At 41.6% G+C, this 24,559-nt stretch carries 17 protein-coding genes; 8 read left to right on the forward strand and 9 right to left on the reverse strand.

Translation table 11 applies throughout. The features are described 5' to 3' along the window. Positions 1–19 precede the first annotated feature (19 nt). Genes ACWNM1_RS03980 through ACWNM1_RS03990 form a run of 3 tightly spaced genes read right to left on the reverse strand, consistent with a single transcriptional unit; the run spans position 20 to position 1,815 of the window. Positions 20–970, reverse strand: a complete 951-nt coding sequence (locus ACWNM1_RS03980; RefSeq protein ID WP_449599981.1) for an LLM class flavin-dependent oxidoreductase — start codon at positions 968–970, stop codon at positions 20–22. Then, positions 951–1,313, reverse strand: coding sequence for a hypothetical protein (locus tag ACWNM1_RS03985; protein ID WP_449599982.1), 363 nt, complete (start codon positions 1,311–1,313; stop codon positions 951–953). The genes ACWNM1_RS03980 and ACWNM1_RS03985 overlap by 20 nt, the downstream gene beginning before the upstream one ends. Before the next feature lie 52 nt (positions 1,314–1,365). Continuing rightward, positions 1,366–1,815 carry an OsmC family protein gene (locus ACWNM1_RS03990; protein WP_449599983.1) on the reverse strand — a complete coding sequence of 150 codons (450 nt, stop codon included), beginning with the start codon at positions 1,813–1,815 and terminating at the stop codon, positions 1,366–1,368. 151 nt (positions 1,816–1,966) lie between these two features. On the opposite strand from ACWNM1_RS03990, the gene ACWNM1_RS03995 reads away from it, so the two are divergent. From ACWNM1_RS03995 to ACWNM1_RS04005, 3 genes are all read left to right on the forward strand, one after another. Then, positions 1,967–2,095 (forward strand): hypothetical protein, encoded by a 129-nt coding sequence (locus ACWNM1_RS03995; protein ID WP_449599984.1) that lies wholly within the window; start codon positions 1,967–1,969, stop codon positions 2,093–2,095. A 244-nt stretch (positions 2,096–2,339) separates the two neighbouring features. Then, positions 2,340–3,314 (forward strand): glycoside hydrolase family 43 protein, encoded by a 975-nt coding sequence (locus ACWNM1_RS04000; protein ID WP_449599985.1) that lies wholly within the window; start codon positions 2,340–2,342, stop codon positions 3,312–3,314. A gap of 49 nt (positions 3,315–3,363) precedes the next feature. Then, entirely contained in the window at positions 3,364–4,506 is a 1,143-nt protein-coding gene (locus tag ACWNM1_RS04005) for a glycosyl hydrolase family 8 (protein ID WP_449599986.1), read from the forward strand. Between the two features lie 141 nt (positions 4,507–4,647). On the opposite strand, the gene araA is transcribed toward ACWNM1_RS04005, so the two are convergent. The 3 genes from araA to ACWNM1_RS04020 are packed head-to-tail and all read right to left on the reverse strand — an operon-like array spanning position 4,648 to position 8,424. Further along, on the reverse strand, positions 4,648–6,072 hold the full coding sequence (araA, locus tag ACWNM1_RS04010) for an L-arabinose isomerase (RefSeq protein ID WP_449599987.1): 1,425 nt from the start codon (positions 6,070–6,072) through the stop codon (positions 4,648–4,650). 32 nt (positions 6,073–6,104) lie between these two features. Then, the gene (locus ACWNM1_RS04015) at positions 6,105–6,800 is read right to left on the reverse strand and encodes an L-ribulose-5-phosphate 4-epimerase (RefSeq protein WP_042188210.1); all 696 of its coding nucleotides are present in this window, start codon (positions 6,798–6,800) and stop codon (positions 6,105–6,107) included. A 16-nt stretch (positions 6,801–6,816) separates the two neighbouring features. Continuing rightward, positions 6,817–8,424 (reverse strand): xylulokinase, encoded by a 1,608-nt coding sequence (locus ACWNM1_RS04020; RefSeq protein WP_449599988.1) that lies wholly within the window; start codon positions 8,422–8,424, stop codon positions 6,817–6,819. A 262-nt stretch (positions 8,425–8,686) separates the two neighbouring features. Between ACWNM1_RS04020 and ACWNM1_RS04025 the strand changes: the two genes are divergently transcribed. Next, complete coding sequence (locus ACWNM1_RS04025; RefSeq protein WP_449599989.1) at positions 8,687–9,769, forward strand: substrate-binding domain-containing protein; 1,083 nt, start codon at positions 8,687–8,689, stop codon at positions 9,767–9,769. 239 nt (positions 9,770–10,008) lie between these two features. Here the strand turns inward: ACWNM1_RS04025 and ACWNM1_RS04030 are convergent, their stop codons facing one another. Next, entirely contained in the window at positions 10,009–10,842 is an 834-nt protein-coding gene (locus tag ACWNM1_RS04030) for a formylglycine-generating enzyme family protein (protein ID WP_449599990.1), read from the reverse strand. Positions 10,843–11,011: 169 nt separating this feature from the next. After that, on the reverse strand, positions 11,012–11,647 hold the full coding sequence (locus tag ACWNM1_RS04035) for a glycoside hydrolase family 11 protein (protein ID WP_449599991.1): 636 nt from the start codon (positions 11,645–11,647) through the stop codon (positions 11,012–11,014). A gap of 574 nt (positions 11,648–12,221) precedes the next feature. On the opposite strand from ACWNM1_RS04035, the gene ACWNM1_RS04040 reads away from it, so the two are divergent. The 4 genes from ACWNM1_RS04040 to ACWNM1_RS04055 all read left to right on the forward strand — a co-directional run bounded on the left by ACWNM1_RS04040 (position 12,222) and on the right by ACWNM1_RS04055 (position 17,413). Then, a complete protein-coding gene (locus ACWNM1_RS04040) occupies positions 12,222–13,316 on the forward strand; it encodes a GerAB/ArcD/ProY family transporter (protein WP_449599992.1) in 1,095 nt (364 codons plus the stop codon). Beyond that, positions 13,313–14,770: a spore germination protein gene (locus ACWNM1_RS04045; RefSeq protein WP_449599993.1), complete on the forward strand. Its 1,458-nt coding sequence runs from the start codon at positions 13,313–13,315 to the stop codon at positions 14,768–14,770. The genes ACWNM1_RS04040 and ACWNM1_RS04045 overlap by 4 nt, the downstream gene beginning before the upstream one ends. Further along, positions 14,767–15,912, forward strand: a complete 1,146-nt coding sequence (locus tag ACWNM1_RS04050) for a Ger(x)C family spore germination protein (protein WP_449599994.1) — start codon at positions 14,767–14,769, stop codon at positions 15,910–15,912. Before ACWNM1_RS04045 ends, ACWNM1_RS04050 begins: the two co-directional genes overlap by 4 nt. 247 nt (positions 15,913–16,159) lie before the next feature. Then, positions 16,160–17,413 (forward strand): ATP-binding protein, encoded by a 1,254-nt coding sequence (locus tag ACWNM1_RS04055; RefSeq protein WP_449599995.1) that lies wholly within the window; start codon positions 16,160–16,162, stop codon positions 17,411–17,413. 75 nt (positions 17,414–17,488) lie between these two features. Here the strand turns inward: ACWNM1_RS04055 and ACWNM1_RS04060 are convergent, their stop codons facing one another. Then, complete coding sequence (locus tag ACWNM1_RS04060) at positions 17,489–24,496, reverse strand: discoidin domain-containing protein (RefSeq protein WP_449599996.1); 7,008 nt, start codon at positions 24,494–24,496, stop codon at positions 17,489–17,491. Positions 24,497–24,559 lie beyond the last annotated feature (63 nt).

Raw genomic sequence — 24,559 nt, forward strand, 5'->3', positions numbered from 1 at the left:
TCATTGCTTGAAGAAAGGGCTAGTTGGAATTCAAGCAAGCACGGGCAAGCAACTCAAACGAATGCAGCCGTTTCTCATAGTCTGGAATCATAGTAACGATAATGAATTCATCAACTCCATACAAGTGAGATAACTGTTCCAGCTTTTCTTTAATGCTTTTGGGTGTGCCTATCAGCAGTTTACGTTCCAAAAGCTTGGATTTCTCTTCGGCCGAGCCTTCTTGTTGAAATAATGTCATACCGGAAGAGGCTAGCCGCTCTGCTTCTTCCTCAGTCTCGGCGCAAATAACGCCAACAGCTACGATGGCCCGAGGGCTAGCATTAACTGATGAAGGGATAAAAGCTTCACGGTAAGCTTGCAAAATCTCTTCCCCAGCTACATCGCTCATGAATTGACCAAACACATAGCCTGCTCCAAACTCGGCAGCATATGCCGCACTTTTCTTGTTTGTGCCTAGCATCCACAGCTCTGGCGATTCGGGTGGAGTCGGACGGGCGGTTATCTGACGTCCTTCGTATGAATAGTTCCCCTGCAACAATTCGGTGACTCCCTTAAGCAGTTCCGGCATTTTCCAAACATTTTCGAGAAAATTTCCGCTTAGCGCTAAGCTTACTTCAGCAGCACCGCCAGGAGCCCTACCTAACCCAAGGTCGATGCGTCCCGGATATAAACTTGCCAGCAAATGAAAAGATTCCACTACTTTTAACGGCTTATAGTGCGGCAGCAATAAAGCTCCCGATCCGATGCGGATATGCTGTGTTCTCGCTCCGATATGCGATAAAAACACCTCTGTGGAGGTACACGCTAAGCCCGGCATATCATGATGTTCGGCAACCCAATAACGAGTATATCCCAGTCTTTCAGCTGTTTGAGCCAGTTCCACCGCTTGTCCTAAAGCAAAGCTTGCATCCACATTATCAAATACAGGTACAAGGTCCAAAACGCTAAGCTTAATGGATGTCGTTGTCATGGCTACGTCCTACTCGAGGGTTTCGGTAAAATTCAATCATATCAATAAAAGTAATCTTGTAATCGCCAGCAATCGCTGCCAGATTAAACATTCGTCCATGGCCGTCTTCTTTGGACGCGAACACAACATCGTGCCGCAGCTTATCCATAATCACTTTGCCGATGAACTGGTACTCGTATTCCGCATATTTCTTTTTAAACTCTTCATTAAATTCCAACAGGTCCTGATAAGAACGCTCAAGCATTGCATTTACCAAGGTCAGTTCATTGCCCTCTTTTTGCACCGCTACGTAATAATTCCCACGTTCATCCTTGATCAAATCCTTATACAACTCAACGTTCAAAGTTAATTTCTCCTCTCTGATTCCTAAGGGATAACTCCTTTAGAACTTAACCTTACATACTTAATGTTAGCACTGTTGGTTCTGTGGTAATTTGTACGTTTCCTGCTACAGCTCTGGAAATCATACAAGAACCTTCTGCTTTATGGGCAATACGAATTGCTTTATCAATATCGTCCTGTGACGCATCTTCAGTAAGTGTGATCATGGGTGAATGTTTGATCGCTTCATATGTAAAAATGTTATTTGTTACATCCACTGTCGCCTCTGATGTTAACGTCAGGCTTGAAGTCGTAAGCCCTGATCGCTCCAGCATAGCTGCTAGTGTAATGAGATAGCAGGTTGCCGCGGCACCCAGTAGCATCTCATCCGGATTCGTTCCAACTCCTGGCCCGCCCATTTCTTTCGGAATGGAGATTTGAGTCTTGAGTTGTCCAGCTTCAATCGTACCATCACTATTACGACCGCCGTTCCATACAGCATTTAATATAAATGGGTGTTTCATTTCTAGATGTCCTCCCTATCTTGAAATTGCATGACGTATTTTTAATCGAATACTTTACATGCTAACATAGAAGAATGCGGTGAACAAACAGTCTTAGGCCTACTGTTCGTGAGATTTATCTATAAATTAAATTTCAGGAGGCTCTATCATCATGATAAACGATACGGATATCAAACATCTTCAGCATTGTATTGAACTTGCTCGAATTGCACTCAAGGTTGGGGACGAACCTTTCGGCTCCATCCTGGTTTCAGCAAATGGAGAGGTCTTGGCCGATTGACCATTCAGGAAGTTATCCATAATGCGGTCGTAGATGGCCCTGTACCGGAGCTTGCAGAACAAGTGCGGGAACTTCATCGACAATTCCACGGACAAAGACAATAGTAAAAAAGAACCTTTGAATAAAGGTTCTTTTTTATGTTCTAAACTTTGTGGGGTATAAACTATAGTTGCTATATATACAGAGTCCTAAAGTTCTTATACCATTAACTTTGTAAGCGATTAACTTAATTGGAGGAAATGACTTGACAAAGCCTGTGCAACCCAATGAACCTCTCGTAACTCATATTTATACTGCGGATCCTTCCGCTCATGTATTTGAAGGTAAAATTTATATTTATCCCTCACATGATCTGGATCACGAAATGATCTCTAATGACAACGGTGACCAATATAATATGGAGGATTACCATGTTCTTTCTATTGATGGAGATGGCTCCCCTTGTGTTGACCACGGTGAAGTGCTTCATGTGAAGGATGTTCCATGGGCTAAACAGCAAATGTGGGCTCCGGATGCAGCATACAAAAACAATACCTACTATTTGTTTTTCCCAGCCAGAGACCATGACGATATTTTCCGTATCGGGGTCGCCACCTCAGCTTCACCTTCCGGACCATTTACACCTGAACCAAGCTACATTCCCGGTAGTTATAGCATTGATCCCGCTGTTTTCGTTGATGATGTTGGTAAATCGTATATATACTTTGGTGGTCTTTGGGGAGGTCAACTTGAAAAATGGCAAACCGGCTCATTTGTTCCGGATGCCGAGGGGCCGTCTGAAACGGCACCAGCTCTTGGACCTATCGTAGCGGAGTTGAGCGAGGATATGCTGAGCTTTGAAGGTGAACCTAGAGAAATATCCATCATCGATACGAACGGAAATCCGATTCTTGCTGGAGATGAAGAGAGAAGATATTTTGAAGGTCCATGGGTACATAAATACAACGGGTATTATTATCTTTCTTATTCCACGGGTACTACCCACAATATTGTATACGCTATCAGTAAAGATCCGCTTGGACCTTATGAATATCAAGGAAAAATCCTTTCTCCAGTGTTAGGCTGGACAACGCATCATTCTATTGTTCAGTTTAAAGAGAAATGGTATTTATTTTATCATGACAGTTCTTTGTCTGGTGGAGCTGACAACAAGCGTTCTGTAAAATATACAGAGCTGAAATACAACGATGACGGCACCATTCAAACCATCCATCCTTAGTTTTTATTAAAATGGACTGCATGTTGTAGTTCACAGGAGGGCGTTTTTGATGACAATGAAACAACAAGGTGCTTTTTATACGGGGGAATATCGCAATATATTTAAGGAGCTCGGTTTTTCTGAAGATGATATCAATGCTAAACTCAATGAAACTTGGAATGATTTGTTTTACGGAGATCCGAACGTACGAATATACTATCCGCAGGACGAGGATAAAAGCTATATCCTGGATACAGGTAATCTAGACGTTCGGTCGGAAGGAATGTCCTACGGGATGATGATGGCCGTTCAAATGAATAAAAAAGAAGAGTTTGATCGTCTATGGAACTTCTCAAAGACGTTTATGCAGCACAAAGAAGGTCGCTATGCCAATTACTTTGCTTGGCACTGCAAGCCTGACGGTACAAGGATTTCTCAGGGACCCGCACCGGACGGCGAAGAGTTTTTCGCCATGGCTCTGTTTTTTGCCTCAAAACGTTGGGGGAACGGTCCGAAACCTTATAATTATTCCGAACAGGCCCGAACGATATTGCATGCTTGTGTACATAAAACTGAAACAGGCGATGGCCATTCAATGTGGGACGCGGAAACGAAATTGATCAAATTCGTACCGGAATCCACCTTCAGTGATCCGTCTTACCATCTCCCCCATTTCTATGATTTGTTCGCTTTGTGGGCTGATGAACGTGACCACATGTTTTGGCGAGAAGCCGCGGAAGCCAGCCGCACATATCTGCATACTGCATGCCATCCGATAACTGGCCTTGCTCCCGAATATGCTAATTTTAACGGGTCCCCGGCAGAACCCCAGCCTCATGGTGATTTCAGCCATTTTTTCAGTGATGCTTACCGGGTAGCGGCTAATATCGGTCTGGACTGGGCTTGGTTCCAAAAGGACATCTGGCAGGTCGATCAATGTAACCGAATTCAGGCTTTTTTTAGGAATATCGAAGTTTCCAATTACCGGCGGTATACCATCGAGGGACAGCCCTTCGACGAACTGGCGCTGCACCCGACAGGTCTATTGGCGACCAATGCCATGGCTTCCCTTGCTTCTAATGGCCCGGAGGCAGAGCATTTTGTCCGTTTATTTTGGGATACACCATTGCGCACTGGACTCCGCCGTTATTATGACAACTGTCTGTACTTTTTTACTTTATTGGCTTTGAGTGGAAATTATCGCATCTATTGAAGGAAATCGAACAAAAAAATAGGACTCCATTCCTCGAGCCTTTTGAGGAATGGAGTCCTATTAATCGTAATAAAGTTTTCATGAACCCCAACAGACGCTTGTATAACTCGAACTTAAAAAATATCAGAGGAATCTTTGCTATTACTTAATAACTACATATTCCAAGTTTACAAGTTTTGCATAAGCAATAATTTGGTCTGTTGTAAGCGTTAATGAAACTACAGTGTGGTGACCGCCACCATTTTCGATCCAAGCTTTAACCCCATCTTGGAAGTTAGGTTTAACATTCCAAAGTACACGAGCTACTGGAAGGTTTGGAGCTGGAACCGTTGGTTCAAAGGCAGTAACCTCATTGATCAATAGCTTATAATGAGTCCCAAAGTCAGCCATGGAAACCACTACACCGTCTCCTGCTTTGCCGTCAAATACTAAACGTGCTGGATCGTCTTTACCACCAATACCTAGCGGAGAAACGATAATTTTGGGTTTGTTGCTTGCCAAAGTAGGATCTACTTCAAGCATATGGGATTGTAGAATGGATTCTTGGCCAACCGTCAATTCATAAGTGTAATCTTCCATAAAGCCAGTGGATTGGTTATGGCTCATCACTTTAAGCAAGCGATCAAGTGCTGCAGTCTTCCAATCGCCTTCACCAGCAAAACCATAGCCTTGTGCCATCAGACGTTGAACAGCAAGTCCTGGAAGCTGTTTCATACCATGCAAATCTTCGAAGTTCGACGTGAAGGCATTGTAACCGCCTTGATCAAGGAAACGTTTTATAGCAATTTCATAGCTTGCTTGAACTCTTACGCTAGCTTCCCAAGCTTCTTTGCTGTTAATCCCATAATCAAATTCATACAGCTCTGCATATTCAGCGAACAAGGCGTCGATTTCTTCTTCTTTAACTTCATTAATGATTTGTACAAGATCGCCAATACCAAAGTAGTCCACAGTCCAACCAAATTGAATTTGAGCTTCAACTTTGTCGCCTTCGGTTACGCCGACATTACGCATGTTGTCACCAAAGCGAGCGACCTTGATGTTGAAGCTTTCGTTGTAAGCAACGGCTACGTCCATCCATTCTGCAATTTGCTTTTGGACTTCAGGGCGTTCCCAGTAGCCTACTACCACTTTGTTTTGTTTGTTCAAACGTGCGTTAATGAAACCATATTCACGGTCACCATGAGCGGCTTGGTTTAGATTCATGAAATCCATATCGATGGTTGCCCATGGAATACTTTCATTATATTGCGTAGCTAGATGTAGCAAAGGTTTTTGTAGCATCTTTGTTCCGCGAATCCACATTTTTGCAGGTGAGAACGTATGCATCCAAGTGATAACACCGGCAACTTCATCGCGGTAATTGACTTCTTTCATGATGTTTGTGATTTTATCTGCGCTGACAGCCAAATCCTGCAGTACTAGTGGGTAAGGCAACACTCCGCTTTTATTCAAAGCATCTGTCATCGTTTGTGCGTGTGCTTTAACTTCAGCCAATGCTTCTTCCCCATAAAGATGTTGTGAACCTACGACAAACCAAAATTCTTTTGCTACTGCTGTTGACATATTCATCCTCTTTTCGTAATTTTCTAGTTTGATTATTTCTGTCCGTAATAAGCGTCTTTTCCATGTTTTCGCAAGTAATGTTTATCTAAAATACGTTGTGGCAACTCCTCAGCAAAATGATTCAGCTCTCTTGCAAACAAATTCATTTTGGATACTTCATCCAAAACTACGCTGTTTATTACCGCCGATTTCGCATTTTTCCCCCAAGTAAAGGGTCCGTGTCCTTTAAGTAAAACGCCAGGAACCGCCATAATATCTATCCCACGTTGTTCAAAGGTCTCGATGATTACATTACCCGTTTCCGCTTCGTAACCACGATCGACTTCTTCTTGCGTCAAGAAACGCGCACAAGGAATGGAACCATAGAAGGTATCAGCATGGGTCGTTCCCATGACAGGAACATCTAGTCCTGCTTGAGCCCAAATGGTCGCCCAAGTGGAATGCGTGTGCACGATTCCCCCGATCTCGGAGTAATGCTTATAAAGCACGGCGTGAGTAGGTGTATCGGAGGAAGGTCTCATATCTCCTTCAACCACATTGCCATCCAGATCAACAACTACCATATCGCTGGCTTTCATTGTTTCATAATCTACACCACTAGGTTTGATTACGAATAATCCACTTTCACGATCAATTGCACTCACATTTCCCCATGTATATTTAATTAGTCCTTGTTTCGGCAATTCCAGATTGGCTTGAAAAACCTCTTCTTTAAGTTGTTCTAACATCTTGCTACCTCCATTTTCACACTAAATTGTCAACAGCGGACTGCTCAATCGCCAGACCCTTTTTATAACGTTCGATAAAGGTTTCAAATCCTTTAATGTCGGTTGCCTCTGGATGAATTTCTTCACCCTTAACATCTTTGAACACTTTTTGATCGAGGAAGTCTTCTAAACTTTCTTCCTGATTTTTATTCATCATGTAAGCGGCAAGAATAGCCATTCCCCATGCACCGCCTTCACCCGCAGTCGACATTACGGAAACAGGAACATTCATTGAAGCTGCCATCATTTTTTGACCCACTACCGGAGTCTTAAATAAGCCGCCGTGGCCTAAAATACTATCAATGGCTACATTCTCTTCCTTCGTCAAAATGTCCATTCCAATTTTCAAAGCACCAAAGGCGCTGAATAGATGCGTACGCATAAAGTTGGACAGATTGAATTTACTCTCCGGCGAGCGGACAAATAGCGGACGGCCTTGTTCTAACCCAGTAATATTCTCTCCTGAGAGATAACCATAGCTTAGTAATCCACCGGCATCAGGATCTGCTTCCAAAGCTTTATTTAATAGCACGCTGTACAAATTATTGGCATCCACTTTGTGTCCCATGGCTTCATAGAATTCGCGGAATAACCCAAGCCAGGCGTTGAGGTCACTTGAACAGTTATTCGCATGAACCATGCCCACTGGGCTTCCGTTCGGAGTAGTAACCATATCGATTTCCGGATAAACCTTGGAAAGTTCTTTTTCTAATACAATCATGGCAAAAACAGAGGTTCCTACAGATACATTCCCGGTGCGTTTTCTTACGCTATTCGTTGCAACCATCCCGGTTCCAGCATCCCCTTCTGGAGGACTAAGCGGAATACCTGATTGTAAATGCAGCGATGGATCCAGAATTTTAGCTCCCGCTTCGCTTAAAATACCTGCTTGCTCTCCTGCAACATACACCTTAGGAAGTAAATCACTGGTCTTCCACGGATAAGCCTTGCTTGCAACAAGTTCATCAAACTGCTGTATCATGGAAGCGTTAAAATTCCCTGTAGTTTCATCAATTGGGAACATACCTGATGCATCACCCACACCAAGTGCTTTATTTCCAGTCAATAGCCAATGAATATATCCTGCTAGTGTCGTAACAAAACGTATATGTGGCACATGTTCTTCGTCATTCAAAATCGCCTGATAAAGATGAGCAATGCTCCAGCGTTCTGGGATATTAAACCCAAACAGATCGGTCAATGCTTTGGCAGCCGCACCTGTAGTTGCATTACGCCAAGTCCGGAATGGAACAAGCATTTCATTGTGCTCGTCGAAAGCCATGTATCCATGCATCATTGCAGAAAAACCGATTGAACCAACCGTTTGAAGGGTGACTCCGTATTTTTGTGCAACTTCTTCCTTCATCTCGCGATAGGCGTCTTGCAGACCTTTGATAATATCTTCCAAGTTGTACGTCCAAAAACCGTCCTTCAACTGATTTTCCCATTCGTAACTTCCAGAAGCGATCGTTTGAAAGCCATGATCGATAAGTACAACTTTAATGCGCGTGGACCCAAATTCAATACCAAGCGAAGTTTCTCCCTTATGAATCGCTTGTTCGATGCTTAATCGATTCGATATCACGTTTGTCACCTCTCTGAGAGCGCTTTTTTAAAAGGTCATGATAAGAATTTGCTTTCTTAATTGACAGCTATAGTATAATTTTTTGTACGTACATTTGTCAATTGGATAGTTATATATACATACAAATATGGAGATAATAATGATTTAACTGTATAAAAAAAGAGCCCCTTTCTATTTTTTTCGTTGTCATGCTATAATTTGTACATACAAATTTACCGAATATACGAATAACTTAGCGAACAAGAATGGAAAGAGGAATTACATGAAACCAAAGTATCAAGTGATATTGGATGACATAAAAAGCAAAATCCTTTCGGGAGATTACAATGTTGGTGAACAAATCCCTACTGAATCTGCCTTGCAGTCCATGTACGAAGTTAGCCGGCAGACTGTTCGAAAAGCAATTTTAGAACTTTCCAACGAAGGCTTTCTGCGAAGCGAAAAAGGGTCTGGTACTTATGTCAGCAACCAATATCGTTCGAAGACCGGCGGGAGTTCCCATAAGAAGACGATCGGTGTAATCACGACCTATATTTCCGACTATATCTTTCCTTCCATTATCCGCGGGATCGAAAGCCGGCTAAATGAGGATAATTATTCTCTACTATTAGCTAGTACAAATAACGATGTTGCTCAAGAAAAAAAGGCCCTGGAAATGATGCTGTCCTACGGTGTAGATGGTTTAATTATTGAACCGACGAAAAGCAATCTATATAACCCTAATATTGCTTACTACCTTTCTTTTAAGGAACAGGATATTCCGATTATAATGATTAATGCCTTTTATGAAGAAATAGAACTGCCGTACCTTTGTCTTGATGATGTGCAGTCCAGCTATTTGGCAACAAAAGAGTTGATAACCAAAGGGCACTCCCAAATAGGGCTCATTGCAAAAATGGATGATTTACAGGGAAAGTATCGGATGAAAGGGTATATTAAAGCACTCGGAGAATCCAAATTACGATTTTATCCTGAGCAGATTTTTTCATTCAACACGGAGACAAAACAGACGTTATCTACAGACTTGAAGGATTTTCTGAATAAAAATAGAGATACGCTCACTGCTATTGTTTGTTATAACGACGAGGTTGGGTTGGAAGTGGTTCATGCCTGCAGACAGCTGGACATCACTATTCCGGAGGAATTATCAATTATCGGACAAGACAATTCCTATATCGCCAAAAACGCGAACATCAAACTAACCACCTTGACACACCCACAAGAAGCCATGGGACGAGATGCAGCGGATTGGGTCATTAAGAAATTACAAGGAAAAAAAGACCTTCCAAACAACACATATTATCAGCCTGTGTTAATTGAAGGTGAGACTGTAGTTGAGAGATAGGTAGTAATTTGAATAGATAAATAAATTTATCGTTTGTACAAGGCAAGCATACCATGTCCCGTTTTCGGCGGTTACCACGAGCTGGATCTCTTGATTTCCGGTTCCATGACTATGCATAAACTAAAGCTTATACCTTAAACAGAAATAAGCTGCTTCCGGTAGAATGCCGGAAGCAGCTTATTGGTTAAGTCTACGAAATGTACCTTAGTTTAAAAGATAAGAACTCAATCCCTTCCCGTTCACTCCCCGCGACTTACACGAAAACCTTGATCAGGGCCCATACCATTCGCCTCGAACTTGCCTTGAAAAGATATCTCGTTGTTGGTGATGTTGCCGATCCAACCACCGCCCTTTACTAGCCGGAAAGAACCCATATCGCTTCCCGTAACGCCATACCAGTCCCAGCACCATTCCCTTACATTCCCTGACATATCATAAATTCCTAACTCGTTGGGTTTCTTGACACCGATAGATTTTGTTCTATTGTTGTTGTTTTCTATGATAGGCCAGTTCCATTCACCCGATAGGTATTTATCTCCTGCGTTTTTCCAATACCAGGCTACCTCATCTGCATAGTTGCTTCCACTATATGTGTAACTCTTACTCAGCTGGCCTCCACCTGCGGCATATTCCCACTCTGCTTCCGTCGGTAATCGATAACCATTAGCTCCTTCATTGATTGTTACGGTCCATTTTATATTATCGTTATCGCTCTTATTATTTGTGTCTTTTTTAGTCTTGTCTATACTGTAATAAGGTTTTAAACCTTCTTTTATACTACGCTTATTACAGTACTCTACAACGTCATACCAGCTTACCATTTCTACCGGTAAATCGTCGCCTTTGAATTCTGAAGGATTGCTTCCCATTACCTCAATCCACTCTTTTTGTGTTACCTCATATTTGCCTATATAAAAGTTCGATATGGTTGCACCATTGTAGTTAGACTTTGTGTTTATAAAAGTGCCGCCCTTTACAAATATTTCGTTATAAGTCTTGTCAGGCATTTCTTGTGAGCAAGCACTGATAACAACAATTGTAGCTATTAATAGGAAAATCAATAGTTTTCTCATTGATTTATCTCCTTTAAACTGATACGAAGAGTAATAAGTCGTTACGGCGATCCTAGTAGTATGTAAGAAATTATTCTCTTAGAATATTAAGGCCGCCGGTTCTTCAACCGGCAGACCTTAACAATATTAATAATTAAGAGGCTTCAGTAGTCTTACTCCAATTGAGCTATTACCACACCGTAACGTTAGAGCTTCCACTACTTTGATATCCCTCAGTCGCTAACACTTGGTAAGCCCAACTGCTCCCCAGATTCATTCCGTATTTCTTCCATGCATTAACATGGTTGTTAAAAGTAATAGCGACATTGCTTCCTGTCGCTCTCTTCGACTGTCTTACACTCCAGAACTGGGTGAATGTTGCAGTTCCATCAATTGAAGGGGCGTTGGTTCTCGTAGTCGTATAGATATCATATGTGCCCCCATCACTGGTCACGGTGCCTTTAAATGTTCCAGTTGGTCTATAAGTACCCCAACTGTCAACGACGTAATATTCTATGAGTGAGTTTCTTGTCCACCCGTAGAGCGTCAAATATCCATTTCCGGACGGCGCCCAGACGCCGGCATTGTAGTTGATTGTCCTTGTGGGTGATCCGGTATTCCAGCCTTTACCGACAACAAAATTCCCTGTATTTGACCATGTAACACTGTAATTCCCGCCTGATCCATTGGTAGCATTTACTGTTCCTCCACCATCGGTCCAATTTTGCCAATAATCTGTCGCTGCATTTGTGGATGCTGCAAACAAACTAAAGCTCATAGTAGCTGCGAAGAACACAGTCAAAATTTTCTTATTCATCTTAAACATAATTTACCTCCTAAGATTTTTTTGACTACGTACTACTTGACTGACCTCTAGTATTTTCGTCTGTTTTTCTCTTGTTGTTTGATGTGACTTTTATTTACCACTTCCTTCCTTTTATATAATTGTAAGCGATTTCAAATAGAAGTTTATCATAGCTTGCTTACAATTTAATCTGCTCAAATTAAAGGTTTTACCCCAAAAAGTATTGTTCTTTTCTGATTGACTATGGTGTTAAACGGATATGAAACGCAAGTTCATTTAATGATTTATCATTATGTAAAAGCTAACTTTGGCTGTATTGTTCTAATCCCGGTCTTAATTGTAGGGCTGTTCCTCACAAATGAACTACGGAGAATGGCAATGGCTAATGCGCTCGAGCAGTTACCGCCAATTGGACCGGGTAAAGAAACTTGCGGACAACCTCACGGCTCTATTTCCCCTACCTTATTTTCCAATTTATAGTCCCTCCAAATCGCACCTCTTACCTGTCAGTTCATTAAGCTGCCGTAATAGGAGAATAAATCAACGCCAAGAATGGCATTATAAGGTAGACGGTGGGTCCGGTTTATTTAGGAGGATGAGGAAAATCAAAACAAATATTACGTTTATTCAATCCATCATGATTATTATGTTGAGTACAGGCCTTCTAAATCATGTCATTATCATCCCCATACTATTGGACGCGGCAAAACGTGACGCATGGATCTCAGTGCTGCTTGCTGGGGCCTGTGCGCTAGTTTGGATCTTTATCCTGCACATTAGTACTACCAAAATCAAAAAACAGCATCTTTTCGCTTGGCTGGCAAAAGCTTACCCTCCTATCGTGAGCCGTATTCTTTCGATATTCGCTTGTATATATTTGTTTATCTTATGCATGCTTACAACTAGGGACACTGTCTACTGGGTGCATCTAACCTTCTCTCCAGAGACACCTATACTGGTCCTTACTCTCATATTACTTTTAATTTCCGTAATAAATGCTTATTTAGGTATTCATTCTCTCGCTAACACCGCTGCTATTTTGTTGCCTTTTGTTGTGATATTGGGTTTTTTTATAATGATCTCTAACTCAACTCATAAAGATTATTCCTTATTAAGACCGATGCTTGAGCACGGCATGCAGCCCGTTTGGAAAGGGACCATGTACGTAGGAGCAGGTTTTGTTGAGGTCATCATGCTTTTCTTTATGCAACACCACATCAAATCACGATTGTCCTATCTATCTTTTATGATCATGATCCTGCTTATCTTAGGGCTAACCATGGGACCCATTATTGGTGCAATCGTTGAATTTGGTCCGGATGAGGCTGATAAACTCAGATTTCCCGCGTATGAAGAATGGAGACTGCTGACGATTGGAAGATACATTGAGCATCTAGATTTTTTTAGCGTTTATCAATGGTTCAGTGGTGCTTTTCTGAGGATTTCTCTAACTATGTTTCTAATTCTCGATATACTCCAAATTCAAAGCAAAAAAGTGAAAATGTTGGTTCTTGGAAGCATTTCTTTTGCTATTGTAGTGTTCACAGCCATTCCATTTAGTGACCAATTTTTTCTGAGTATGTTAGCTCATTATGTACTTCCCTTTTCTTTATGGGGGGTACTCGCTTTTTCTGTAATTATTGCAGGGCTGATTAGCTTGGCTCAACGAAAGGGGAAAGCAACATCATGAAAGAGCCTGAGCAAAAGGAATCCAACACGTTTGAGGATGTGTTCACACGAGTATTTGGTTCAAGTTCAGACATTAAGAGACTAACTGTCTCTTTATCTAACTCTGACAATGCCGTTCAACTGGTGTATTGCCAGGGGTTGTGCGATGAAATCAAAGTGGAAGAATACATCATACCCGAATTAAAAAAGATTCCTGAATCTATCCTCACATCCCATGAACTCGATCTCATGCAAAAGGTTCCGTTTCACATGACCACTCTTCCATCAAGTGAAAGTGAGATTGAAAATTCAATGATTGACACTGTGCTGAGTGGTGATCTTTTCCTTCTATTTACGCCATCGAATCAAAGTTATGTCGTGAAATTAGCTGATCCTCCTAAACGGCAACCTGAGGAACCGAATACGGAAGTGTCAACACGGGGGCCTAAGGATGGCTTTACGGAAGAATCATTTACCAATATTGCCCTTATTCGAAAAAGGCTCAAGACCGAATTATTAGCGGTTGAAGAATTTACGATTGGAACCCAAACGGCGACCGAAGTACATCTTTTATATCTCAAGGAAACGATTAAACCTCATGTTCTACATGAGATCAAGTCAAAACTAACTGGCATTCAGATCAACGGATTGGTGAGTAGTACCCAGCTTGAAGAAAGTCTGACTAGATTTTCATTCTTTCCATTATTCTCATATACGGGCAGACCTGACTATGCAGCGAATTCAATTCTTCATGGAAAATTTGTGCTGTTAACGAATGGTTCACCTACTGTAATTATAGCGCCAGTGAGCTTCAGCTTCTTATTGAATACTTCGGAAGATGCACATATGGTAAATATCTTTGTTGCTTTTACTAGGTTATTAAGAGTCCTAGGGGTTATGCTTTCCTTGTTTTTGCCGGGCTTTTGGATCGCGCTTACTACGTTTCATCAAGATCAAATCCCCTTTACGCTGCTTGCAACGTTAGTAAATTCGAGACAAGGCGTACCTCTTCCGGCTCCTCTGGAAGCAATTGTGATGCTCATTTTATTTGAGATTTTTCGAGAAGCCGGGATGAGATTACCTACTGCTTATGGCCAGACCTTATCGGTAGTTGGAGGTTTAATTATCGGTCAGGCAGCCATTAGTGCCGGCATTGCAGGCCCAGGTACGATTGTGGTTATAGCCATTTCAGTATTAGCTACCTTTACATTGGTGAACCAGTCATTAGTTAGCGTCGTTAGCTTGCTTCGAATTATTATACTCTTTGTCAGTGGGTTTCTGGGGTTGTTTGGTACGATGACATGTCTGCTTGCACTGGTGCTCTTTATGGTCAATTTACGTTCTTTCGGCACCTACTATCTTTCCCCTTTATCCCCGCCTCACTTGAAGGATTTTTATAAAGTTATTTTCAGAATGCCATGGGGAAAAGGGGAATTTACAGACAATACGGAAACTAAAGGACGAAAACGATCATGAAATGGATCCGATGCATACTTGTTACCGCTCTGCTCTCTATGCTGCTTACAGGTTGTTGGGGATCAAAGGAAATTGAGCATATGATCTATGTGAATACATTAGGCGTCGATTATGTAGATAACAAAGTCGTTGTTTATATCCAAATGGTTAACTTTAGTGGTATTGCAAAGAAAGAGGCGGGTCAGAGCCAAGAACAAAAAACTTTCATCGGTAAAGCCGATGGAGATTCGTTTGATAATGCGATATTCAATTTATATGCTACTAGTCCACAAAGAATTGTCTGGAGCAATGTGAAAACGATCGTATTTAGTGAAGCAGCGCTAAAGAAAGCTAGCGTCATCAATCAAGTATTAGATGTATGGGATCGATATTATGAATTTCGTTACACCGTTTGGACTATGGCGACCAACGAACCCATGGAAAAAGTGCTAAATACCCCTTCGATCGCCGATCTGTCAGTGATCTACTCCCAGCTTAACAGTCCCATGCGAACCTATGAACAGAGCTCGATTATCGCTCCGCTATATCTGTACAAGTTTATATGGAAATGGAGAGAGAAAGCCGAAACGGTTCTATTACCATTTCTTGAAATTGCGCCAGACTGGACCAGTAATAATGAGCCTTCCCCTAACATTAGCATGTCTGGGATCTGCTTTCTGCAAAATGAGCAATTTCATGGTTGCCTGAAGTCTAAAGAGATATTAGGGGTTCGATGGCTGGAAAAAAAGATGAAAAGAACGCCTCTGGTAATCAAAGATGACAAAAAGGTACTTGCTGTGATCGTCATGAACAAAGTTAAATTCTCTATTCGTCCCAAGATGAAGCACGGCAAACCTGTCTTCGATATTAAAGTGTCTATGCAGGGCACTCTTCCGGAGCTGAGCACAAACCTTAATCGAAAAGGTCTTGAACTGAAAGCGATAAAAGTAATTGATGATCAGATTAGGGGAACTTACTTGAAAGGTTTAGAAATAAATGCCGATGTATATGGACTCTCAGGCATATTCTATCGTAACCTTCCAAAGGAGTGGAACAAACTGAATGATAAGGGAATCTTACCGCTCGATTCAAGCAGCATCGAAAAGATTGATATCAGAGTGAATCTGACCAGTGGTGGGATATCTAAAATTGAAAATGAATAAACTTATAAGTTTTAGGCACTAGAGGCTGACGAACAACTTTTGATTATCAAAGGTTGTTCATCAGCCTTTTTACTTGATATTATTATACGACAGATTTCGCACACACAGTATAGTTCTTCCTGTATATGTAACTTTTTTCTCAATAGTTATGTTTAGTACCTTTAGACCGCTCCCTCAGAAGGAGGAATTAATAGTTATAACGAATAACAGTATATCAAAATCTTTTAAAACTGGTGGGAGGGCTTCTATGCTGTACATAAAGGATATTTTGCTGCAATTATTGTTTGCCCTAACTCCTTTTGTCCTTTATACGATTTACTATCGTGACAGAGCCGTAAACTATTCCAAACAATTCATTACGATCACCTGTATGATATGTCTTTTTTTGTCGATGACTTTTCCTGCCAGTGTACAAGATGGAATTATTTTCGACATTCGATACGTGATCATGTTTTTCGGAATGGTGTATGGCGGCATAACTACTGGAGTTTTTCTAATCGTTGAGTTTCTACTATACCGCCTCCTTATAGGTGGACAGGGAATATTTTCAGCGATAATTATTCTCTCCATCACTTTCTCCTTATCTGCATTGTTATCCAATCTATACCGTCGTCGTTCCGAGTACCGAAAGCTTATTACATTCATTGCAGGGATATGCTTTTCCATTATTCCAATAAGCACTATGTTTGCAACAGAATACCAATACACGATACAGCATTTAAAGTTCAATATCCTCGTTATGCCCGTACAAAATTTCCTCGGAATTTGGATATTGATTTCCCTTTTTAATAAAGCAGTTTCTGATAAGGAATTATATCTCAGGTATCTTCAAAGTGAAAAATCGGAAACGATTGCTCATGTCGCAGCCTCTTTAGCCCATGAAGTCCGTAATCCACTTACAGCCGTTATGGGATTTTTAAAATTACTGAAGGATGATTCGCTCACAAGAGAAAAGAGTCAGAAATATATTGAAATTTGCCTGGAAGAGATTAAGCGGACAGAAGTTATTCTTTCTGAATATCTATCGATAGCTAAACCCAATCATTTAATGGTAGAGAAAATTGAACTTGTGCAGCAAATCAACTCAATTGTAGATATCATAACGCCGTACGCCAATATGAATAACGTTACTTTGGAGATGCAACACTTGGAGGATAAACTGTATGTATCTGCAAATCCTACTGAAATCAAACAACTATTTATAAATTTCATTAAAAACGCGATAGAAGCTTGCACTGTTCATTCAACAGGTATTGTGAGCATCCGTATCGAGCGTCAATCCCAATTCGCAAAAATAATAATAATTGATAATGGGGTTGGAATGAGCAGCGAACAGATGGATCGGCTGGGAAGCATATATTTTTCAACTAAAAGCAAAGGTACCGGATTGGGACTTACACTTTCTTATCAACTGATCCGTTCGATGAACGGTGATGTAAATGTACGAAGTAAATCAGGAGAAGGAACTGAATTCATACTCTCGATTCCATTAACTTACTGAGTACTTAAATGCTCTAACGAAACAAAAACTCGGCTCAAACATATCGTTTGAACCGAGCCTGTTTAATATTTTCACTTAATTCATAAACTTCAAGTATTGCAAAAATTGTTTGATCATCACCGCTGCCTCAGCACGTGTGGCTGCATCTTGCGGAGCAAAAGCTGTTTCTGTTTTGCCTTTGATTAATCCTTGGCTTGCTGCTTCTGTTACGGCTTGGGTAGCATAATCAGAGATACTTGCTTGATCGGCAAATGGAGTGCGCAATTGAGCTTCTGCTCTATGATCTCCTTGAACGAGCTGAACAGCGTTCATGATCATCACGACCATTTGCTCTCTTGTAATGATTGTATCCGGGCTGAATTTACCTTCGCCTATGCCTTGAACCAACCCGAGTTTCGCAGCTATATTCACGTCTCCCGCATACCACGCCGTGGCACTAACATCTGCAAATACATTCGATAATGACTCCGTTGATAATCCCAGTCCTCTTACCAGTAATGCTGAAAATTGAGCACGTGTAACTTGGCCTGCTGGTGCAAACGTCTGATCCGTCATTCCGTTAATGATCAGTTTAGAGGCTAGGGTTTCAACATCCTTTTGTGCCCAAAGTCCAATCATATCATCGAATGTTTTCTTGTTCTGAACGATGGTGTATAGACCATTTGCATGTCCGAAGATCGAAACTTCAGTCTTGCCGTTCTTCACATTAAACACCGATGGTACGAAACGCATATGTCCTGATACCGGATCGAATATAACAGCGGTCGCAGTCGATGGATCTTGAATAAAGACGTCCATATTTATGACACGTGTCATAAACGGATTTCCGAAACGTTGAAGCTCTTCTTCTTTATCATTTGATTTAAGAATGACTTTGTACGCGATGATGTCACTTACTCGCTTCATTCCTTTTTCTACTATGGATTGTTCAAACTTCTGCTCATGCTGTGAAGTCACATTATCCATTCGAATGATTAAGGTTGCACCCGCAACTTTAGCTGCTTTCTCAAATTCTTCACGATTAAGATTGGCAAGCGGAAGTTCATAACTGCCTAAATGGCTACTTATTGTTATGATTGTGTCCTTATTCGCTTTCATACTGTTGTACAAGACATCTAATGGCAGATTGACTGCATTCCATGAGTTCATTCCCGGAATCTCGATGTCAAGATTAGGACTTCCTGTTGCTTGCTTAAGTGCTTCTAACTTTTTCGCTAAAGCTTCCTTATCAATGTTAATGGTCAGGCTTGTTGTTCCGTTCTGTGCAGTTTCATTTTGTAGTTCTTTACCAGTTGGCACATAACGATGTGGATCTTCTTTTGTAGGAGGGGTCGTTGGTGTAGGTGTAGGATTCGTTGATGTCGTTGGGTTGCCTGTATTTGTTCCTGGGCTTGGAGTAGGCTCTGGGCTGTCATTTTGACCGCTTACCATAATCTCTTTTATTCCGTAAACTGTGGTGTTATCAACGGATGTTGCAACGACTTTCACAACGCCGTTCTTCGCAGCAGTTAACAACCCATTTGTATTGATGATTGCTTTATCCGCTATAGTTTTTCCATCTGCTTCATAGACCGCCCACGTAACGGTTTTGTTCGTAGCATTAGCCGGTTGGACTTCCGCTTGTAACTGCAGAGTTCCTTTCTTCACTTCAATGGACGACGAAACGCTCGTGATTGAGATAGACTGTACTTTAACATGTTGATTCTTTGAAGCCTCTAATACTTGAATTGCTGAATTCAAATCATTTGTTGCTTGTTCTAACTCAGACTGTGTAGCTGAATCATTGTCAAGCACTTGCTGTGCCTCCATGATCGAATCCATCAGTTTCTGTTTCGAACCTATTGCATACTGACCAACAGCCGTTCCTTCCACGACTAAATCATGAATGGCTCGTGCATCTGCGATTCGTGCGGCAAGTTGTGCTCTATAAACATCATCGCTTACGATTACATTCGCTACGGCTGGTATCAACGTGCCATCTACCACTCCACTCACACTAAAGGTACCTGCTTCAGCATACTGTGAAGGATCAATCACGTCCCATACAACTGCTTTATTTTGGATTGTTCCATCGCTGTATACAGCTGTTACAACCGATGGCAGTACTGGTGGAGTTCCGGTCACTGTAGCCACATTAACAGGTATGATGTTCGTTATTACTGGCACAGCAATAGGTTCCCATTTCGCATAGAGAGTAATATCATTTGTTGGGACCCTATCAACAGTGAAATCCCATACTGTACTGAGTGCTTCGTCTTTATACCAATTTACAAACTTAAACCCTTCCCGAGTCGGTTCTGTCGGCGCAGTAATTTTCGTTCCGACTTCAACTCCATACAAGGTAGAAATCGAACTTCCTCCATTACTGTTGAAGTTAATAGTCGTACCGGTATTGAGTTGGGAAATTTCCCACTCATCATACCAACTTATCGCAACTCTGCGATTCTCGTTATCGAGATCAAGCGGAAGCCAAACATATCTGGAATCACTCAAATTATTCGGGTACCAACGATCGGCCATAAAGATAAATTTGTTCGGCACGAGATCGCCATTACCATCCCGATAAGGCAGTACAAATGTACTTTGACTTCTGAAGGTGGTTCCTTCATAGTCGTTAACCATAGGATCGCCTTTAAATTCCCACGGTCCAAACATTCCTTGAGTGGAGACATGGTATTCGGCCCGGTTAGGGTTCCAACCGGTCAAGCCGGACGAAATCATATAATAGGCACCGTCTTGCTTGAAAATTGCTGGCGCTTCTCTCTTGTAGCTAAATGCTCTCACATAGTGAGTTCCTTCTAAGGTTTCACCCTTCTCATTCTGAGCTGGACCTGTGTAGTCATCATTCAACATCATGATCACGGTCGTTACATTTTCTTCGGAAGAATAAACCAAGTAGGCTTTGTCATCCGTTGCTTCATTACCATCGTCATCGACATATAAGGTCATATCTCGAAGCATTCCTTCATTATCTGTACCTTTATTTGGCAATCGGGATGTGCCGAGATATTTGAATGGTCCAGTCGGCGAATCGCTGACGGCAACACCACCTTCTGCAGTCCAATATTCGCCAGCAATTGGTCCGTCTTGATGCCACCACATCACATAGTTGTTGTTCTTCTTGTTGTAGACGACCTTAGGACGCTCGACAACTTTATCCCAGTTGAAATCCTTATACATCTTTTGCTTCTCTTCATTCGAATAATTTGCATACAGCGCATTTAGCTCAGCGATTCGAGCAGGTGAATTATGTTTACTGAGCGTATTGTTCGGCGCTTTCATGTTACCGGTGTAATCTTCATCTTTACTTTTAATATCTACTTTCCTATCTGGATCGTATGGTACCCCGCTATTCTTGTATGTTTCAGAATTTTCATCTAGATATAATGGTAGGTCATTTCCAGCAGGTACTACATCTTCGCCAAGTTGAGGGTTATTGAACACAGGCAATACGATACCTTCATTTTGCCATTTGTACAGATCTTTAGACGAATAGGCGTGTACTCCAGTAGGAAGATAACCTTCCGTCTTGTCTTCACCGTACCAGTAATATGTCTTATTCTTCTCGTTGTACAGAATGCCTCCGCCATGTGCTTGAATCGGCACGCCTTCCGTATCTAACCATACTTCACCACTCTTAATGGAGCTTCTGTTATTTACAGTCAAATATAGATTGTATAAGTCTTTTATCTGTCTGGTGTATTGCGAAATGCTTTCTTCGGTTAAATCACTAAGATCACCGATCGTTGTAATTTGCTTTTCTATCGCAGCTTTCACTTTTGGACTAATGTCTGACAACGTACGCAATTGATCGATTGCTGCTTGTAGTTTACTAGTATCAAAGGTCGCTGTTTGTTTCTGACTAACTGCAATTTCTGCAGCGCTGAGTGTGTTACCGTCACCGCCAGTAGTTATAGCCTGAATGGCGATATACCGAGCTTCAACGGATTTGAACGTTGCGGATTGAACACTCGTGCTATAGTCATCAAAAGAGCCATTTGCTGCAAATTTGAAATTCTCGTCCAAATAAGCTTGCGTACCGACAGCATCAGCAGGTAAATCCTTCAGGTTCGCATCGCTATAATAGATTTTGAACTGTTTGATGCGGCCATTCGCCTTGTCTAGTCTTGGTGTAACAAGCACCTTCCCAACGTCAGGAACGCTCTCTCCCAGATCTATAACAATATAATCGCCAGATTTGTATTTCCGTCCGTTCTTGTCCCAGTTAGATTCGTAGAAGGTAGAAATATCGTTATCCACCATTAGATTAGCTGGATTCGCGTGATAGGCTTCTGGTGTATAAAAAAGGCTCATTCCCTTAATATTTGGATTACTGTTTTGAATATTGGATATTTCAGTTAAGATAAGGCTGGCAAATTTCACGATCTCTTCTTGAGTCGCTGATTCGCTCTTCAGCAAGGTTTCTGCTTGAATAAGGATCGCGTCCAGATTCTTGAAGTAAGACTCATCTTTCCCAGAATCTGTTTTGAATTTCTCTGCAGCTTGAATTGCGCTGTCTAAGCTGGAGAAATCTACTTTATATCCCTGCTTGTTAAAAATATTGATCTCTGCAGCAGATGCATATTGTTTTCCTGCATCGCTTCTCGATTCAAGTGCAGTAAATCTTACATATTCAGCGCCCTTTGCATTAAAGGTTGCTGTTTTTTCCGTCTTGTCAGCAGCCCACGTTCCTTCTGCAACTTTGGTAAAGTCTGTACCGTTGTTACTGACGGAAACCTCGAACTTGGTGATTACACCATTCCAATCCACATCTTGTCGCGGCAAATATTTGAGCATATAGATACCGTTATATGCTTTACCGAGATTATAAGTAATGTGATGAGGTAGTGTTGAATATTCGTTGTTATATGCAGTGTGCCATTTGGTCCAAATATCTCCATCAATAGTCTTCTCCGGTCCATCCTCAGATGCGGAATTGTCAGACGTTGCCGTCATCTGGCTATGTGGGATAAGTCCTTGGCCTAGAACGCTATATTCGACGTTCAGCTTGTAAAGGATTTGTGTGATCTCTTCCTGTGTTGCTAAAGTGTTCTTTTGAACAACTTTGGCTTCAACTACCAAATTTTGCAAAGCCGATACATTTACATTTGCGTTATTAGCTGAGATATAGTCTTCTGCTCTAGAAATTGCATTAGTGAGTGAAGTCGTATCAACTGTGAAATTAGACTTTCTCATGATATTTATTTCTGCAGCCGATGCATACTGAGTTCCCGACCCATTCGTTTCATTTACCTTTAGTCTTACATATCTCGCAGCATGTGAAGAGAACGTTGCGGTTTTTTCAGATTTATCGTTGTTCCAGGTTCCTTGCGCAACCGGTATGAACACGGTGCCATCCGAGCTGACTTCAATCGTAAATTTCGTAATGATTCCGTTCCAATCTTTATCCTGTCTTGGCAAATAACTCAGCTTGTTGACATCATTATAATCTTCACCAAGATCATAGGTAATCGAATGTGGACCCGCAGCTTTAGGGTCCCATGAAGTATGCCAATTCGTCCATTGATCACCATCCAATGATCTCTCTGCTTCTTCACCAGATTGAGCACTACTTGCAGTTACTGTCATATCGCTCTGAGGAATAAGTAAGTTGTTTGTAAAGGAAGCGCCATCTATTACGAAGGTTGTAATGGACTTTGCTCCAACTGAAGCTTGCAACATTTTATCCAGAACAGGGACTTTCGCTTTCTGTACGACGTTCTCTGTCGCGGAAGAAACATACGGTGTTGCATCCCCGGCGACAGCATCAAACTGTGACAAGTCATATGAGATATTTTTACTAGTCACGCTAGGGTTTCTATATACAATATGAATTTTGTTAGTTGAAGGATCATAAGCGGCCAACGTGTTATCGTCAGTATCTCCTATGAAGCTTGCACCCTGCGGAATAAATTTACTGAATTGCTGCATGGCGTAATACTTCTTTGTGTACCACCATTCTTGCGTGTCGAAATCGGCATGAAGGAGACCCCAGTTCATGTTCTCCTTATCCTTCTGCATGTTCTTCTCACTTTCAATCGCTTGCCAAGTGATCCACGCCGTAGGTTCTAGCCAAGTAATGTCCGTCATAATTCTTTCTGCCAATGCTAGTGCTGGTTCGAAATCATCATGGTCGTGGGCAATCCCGGAAGGACCTAAATCCACTTCAGACATCCATAACGTTTTGTCTGCAGCTTTGGCGGCATCTCTGATCTCTGCTCGCTTTGAACCACCGTAGGAATGGGTATTCATTTTACCAACATTAGCTTTAGTTGTCTCATCATAAGAGTTCCAGTTACTTACAAAGGTGTCCAGAATAGATTCATCCATGGCAGCTATTTGTACAGATTGTAGATTTGCTGCATCCAATTTAGCACGTGTCGTATTTATGATCTTCATTTGAGAACCAACATCCCAGTGGGAACCCTCTTGTCCCCCACCGAATCCCCAGTAACTCGTACTAGGTTCATTCACTGGTGATAGATAATTGAAATCAATATTCCAGTCATCTTTGAAATGCTTAACCACTTCTGTCAAATAATTAGCAAAGTTCTCGTACTCATCCGGCTTCAAGTTGTCTTTTCCCGAATCCCAGTGACCAGTCGTACTTCCGCTTTCCGTCATATAATACGGAGCAGAGTTCGAGAACGCTTCCAGAATATTGGCGCCTTTTTCTTTAGCTGCCTGCAACCACCAACGCTGATTAGCATCTTGCGTCCAATCGAATACTCCAGGAGATGGCGAGAATCCTGGTATTTCTCCCCCTTGGCGCATCGTATTGTAAGCAGGATTCTCACCGCCGCCTATATTATATCTGGCAATATTAAAGTCTAATCCTTCAGGTGAGTAAAGTGCATCCGCCAAAGCATCTTTGACTTTCTCGTTCCAACCGCCAGTTACATTACCGAACCAGGCAAGCGATGTTCCCCATCCCTCCCAAGGCTTTTGCATGTGGTTAGGATCTAGCTTAATTGAAGTAACTGCGGCACTTACTTTCTCACCTGTCAGACCCATAAACATAGGTACAATCAACGAAACAGAAAGAAAAGACATGGACAACCTTCGTCTTACAGTAGTAATCATCTAGATTACCCCCTTCTCATAAAATTAATCATAGAAACCACTTCTTTACTATCTTCCGATCAA

This window comes from Paenibacillus sp. Marseille-Q9583, from assembly GCF_976954365.1.

Bases quoted from the DNA above. Each gene is read 5' to 3' on its own strand.
- ACWNM1_RS04025 (WP_449599989.1), top strand. From the start codon at position 8,687: ATGAAACCAAAGTATCAAGTGATATTGGATGACATAAAAAGCAAAATC.
- ACWNM1_RS04030 (WP_449599990.1), bottom strand. From the start codon at position 10,842: ATGAGAAAACTATTGATTTTCCTATTAATAGCTACAATTGTTGTTATC.
- ACWNM1_RS03980 (WP_449599981.1), bottom strand. From the start codon at position 970: ATGACAACGACATCCATTAAGCTTAGCGTTTTGGACCTTGTACCTGTA.
- ACWNM1_RS04035 (WP_449599991.1), bottom strand. From the start codon at position 11,647: ATGTTTAAGATGAATAAGAAAATTTTGACTGTGTTCTTCGCAGCTACT.
- ACWNM1_RS04040 (WP_449599992.1), top strand. From the start codon at position 12,222: ATGAGGAAAATCAAAACAAATATTACGTTTATTCAATCCATCATGATT.
- ACWNM1_RS03995 (WP_449599984.1), top strand. From the start codon at position 1,967: ATGATAAACGATACGGATATCAAACATCTTCAGCATTGTATTGAACTT.
- ACWNM1_RS04005 (WP_449599986.1), top strand. From the start codon at position 3,364: ATGACAATGAAACAACAAGGTGCTTTTTATACGGGGGAATATCGCAAT.
- ACWNM1_RS04045 (WP_449599993.1), top strand. From the start codon at position 13,313: ATGAAAGAGCCTGAGCAAAAGGAATCCAACACGTTTGAGGATGTGTTC.
- ACWNM1_RS04050 (WP_449599994.1), top strand. From the start codon at position 14,767: ATGAAATGGATCCGATGCATACTTGTTACCGCTCTGCTCTCTATGCTG.
- ACWNM1_RS04055 (WP_449599995.1), top strand. From the start codon at position 16,160: ATGCTGTACATAAAGGATATTTTGCTGCAATTATTGTTTGCCCTAACT.
- ACWNM1_RS04060 (WP_449599996.1), bottom strand. From the start codon at position 24,496: ATGATTACTACTGTAAGACGAAGGTTGTCCATGTCTTTTCTTTCTGTT.
- araA (WP_449599987.1), bottom strand. From the start codon at position 6,072: ATGTCAACAGCAGTAGCAAAAGAATTTTGGTTTGTCGTAGGTTCACAA.
- ACWNM1_RS04015 (WP_042188210.1), bottom strand. From the start codon at position 6,800: ATGTTAGAACAACTTAAAGAAGAGGTTTTTCAAGCCAATCTGGAATTG.
- ACWNM1_RS03990 (WP_449599983.1), bottom strand. From the start codon at position 1,815: ATGAAACACCCATTTATATTAAATGCTGTATGGAACGGCGGTCGTAAT.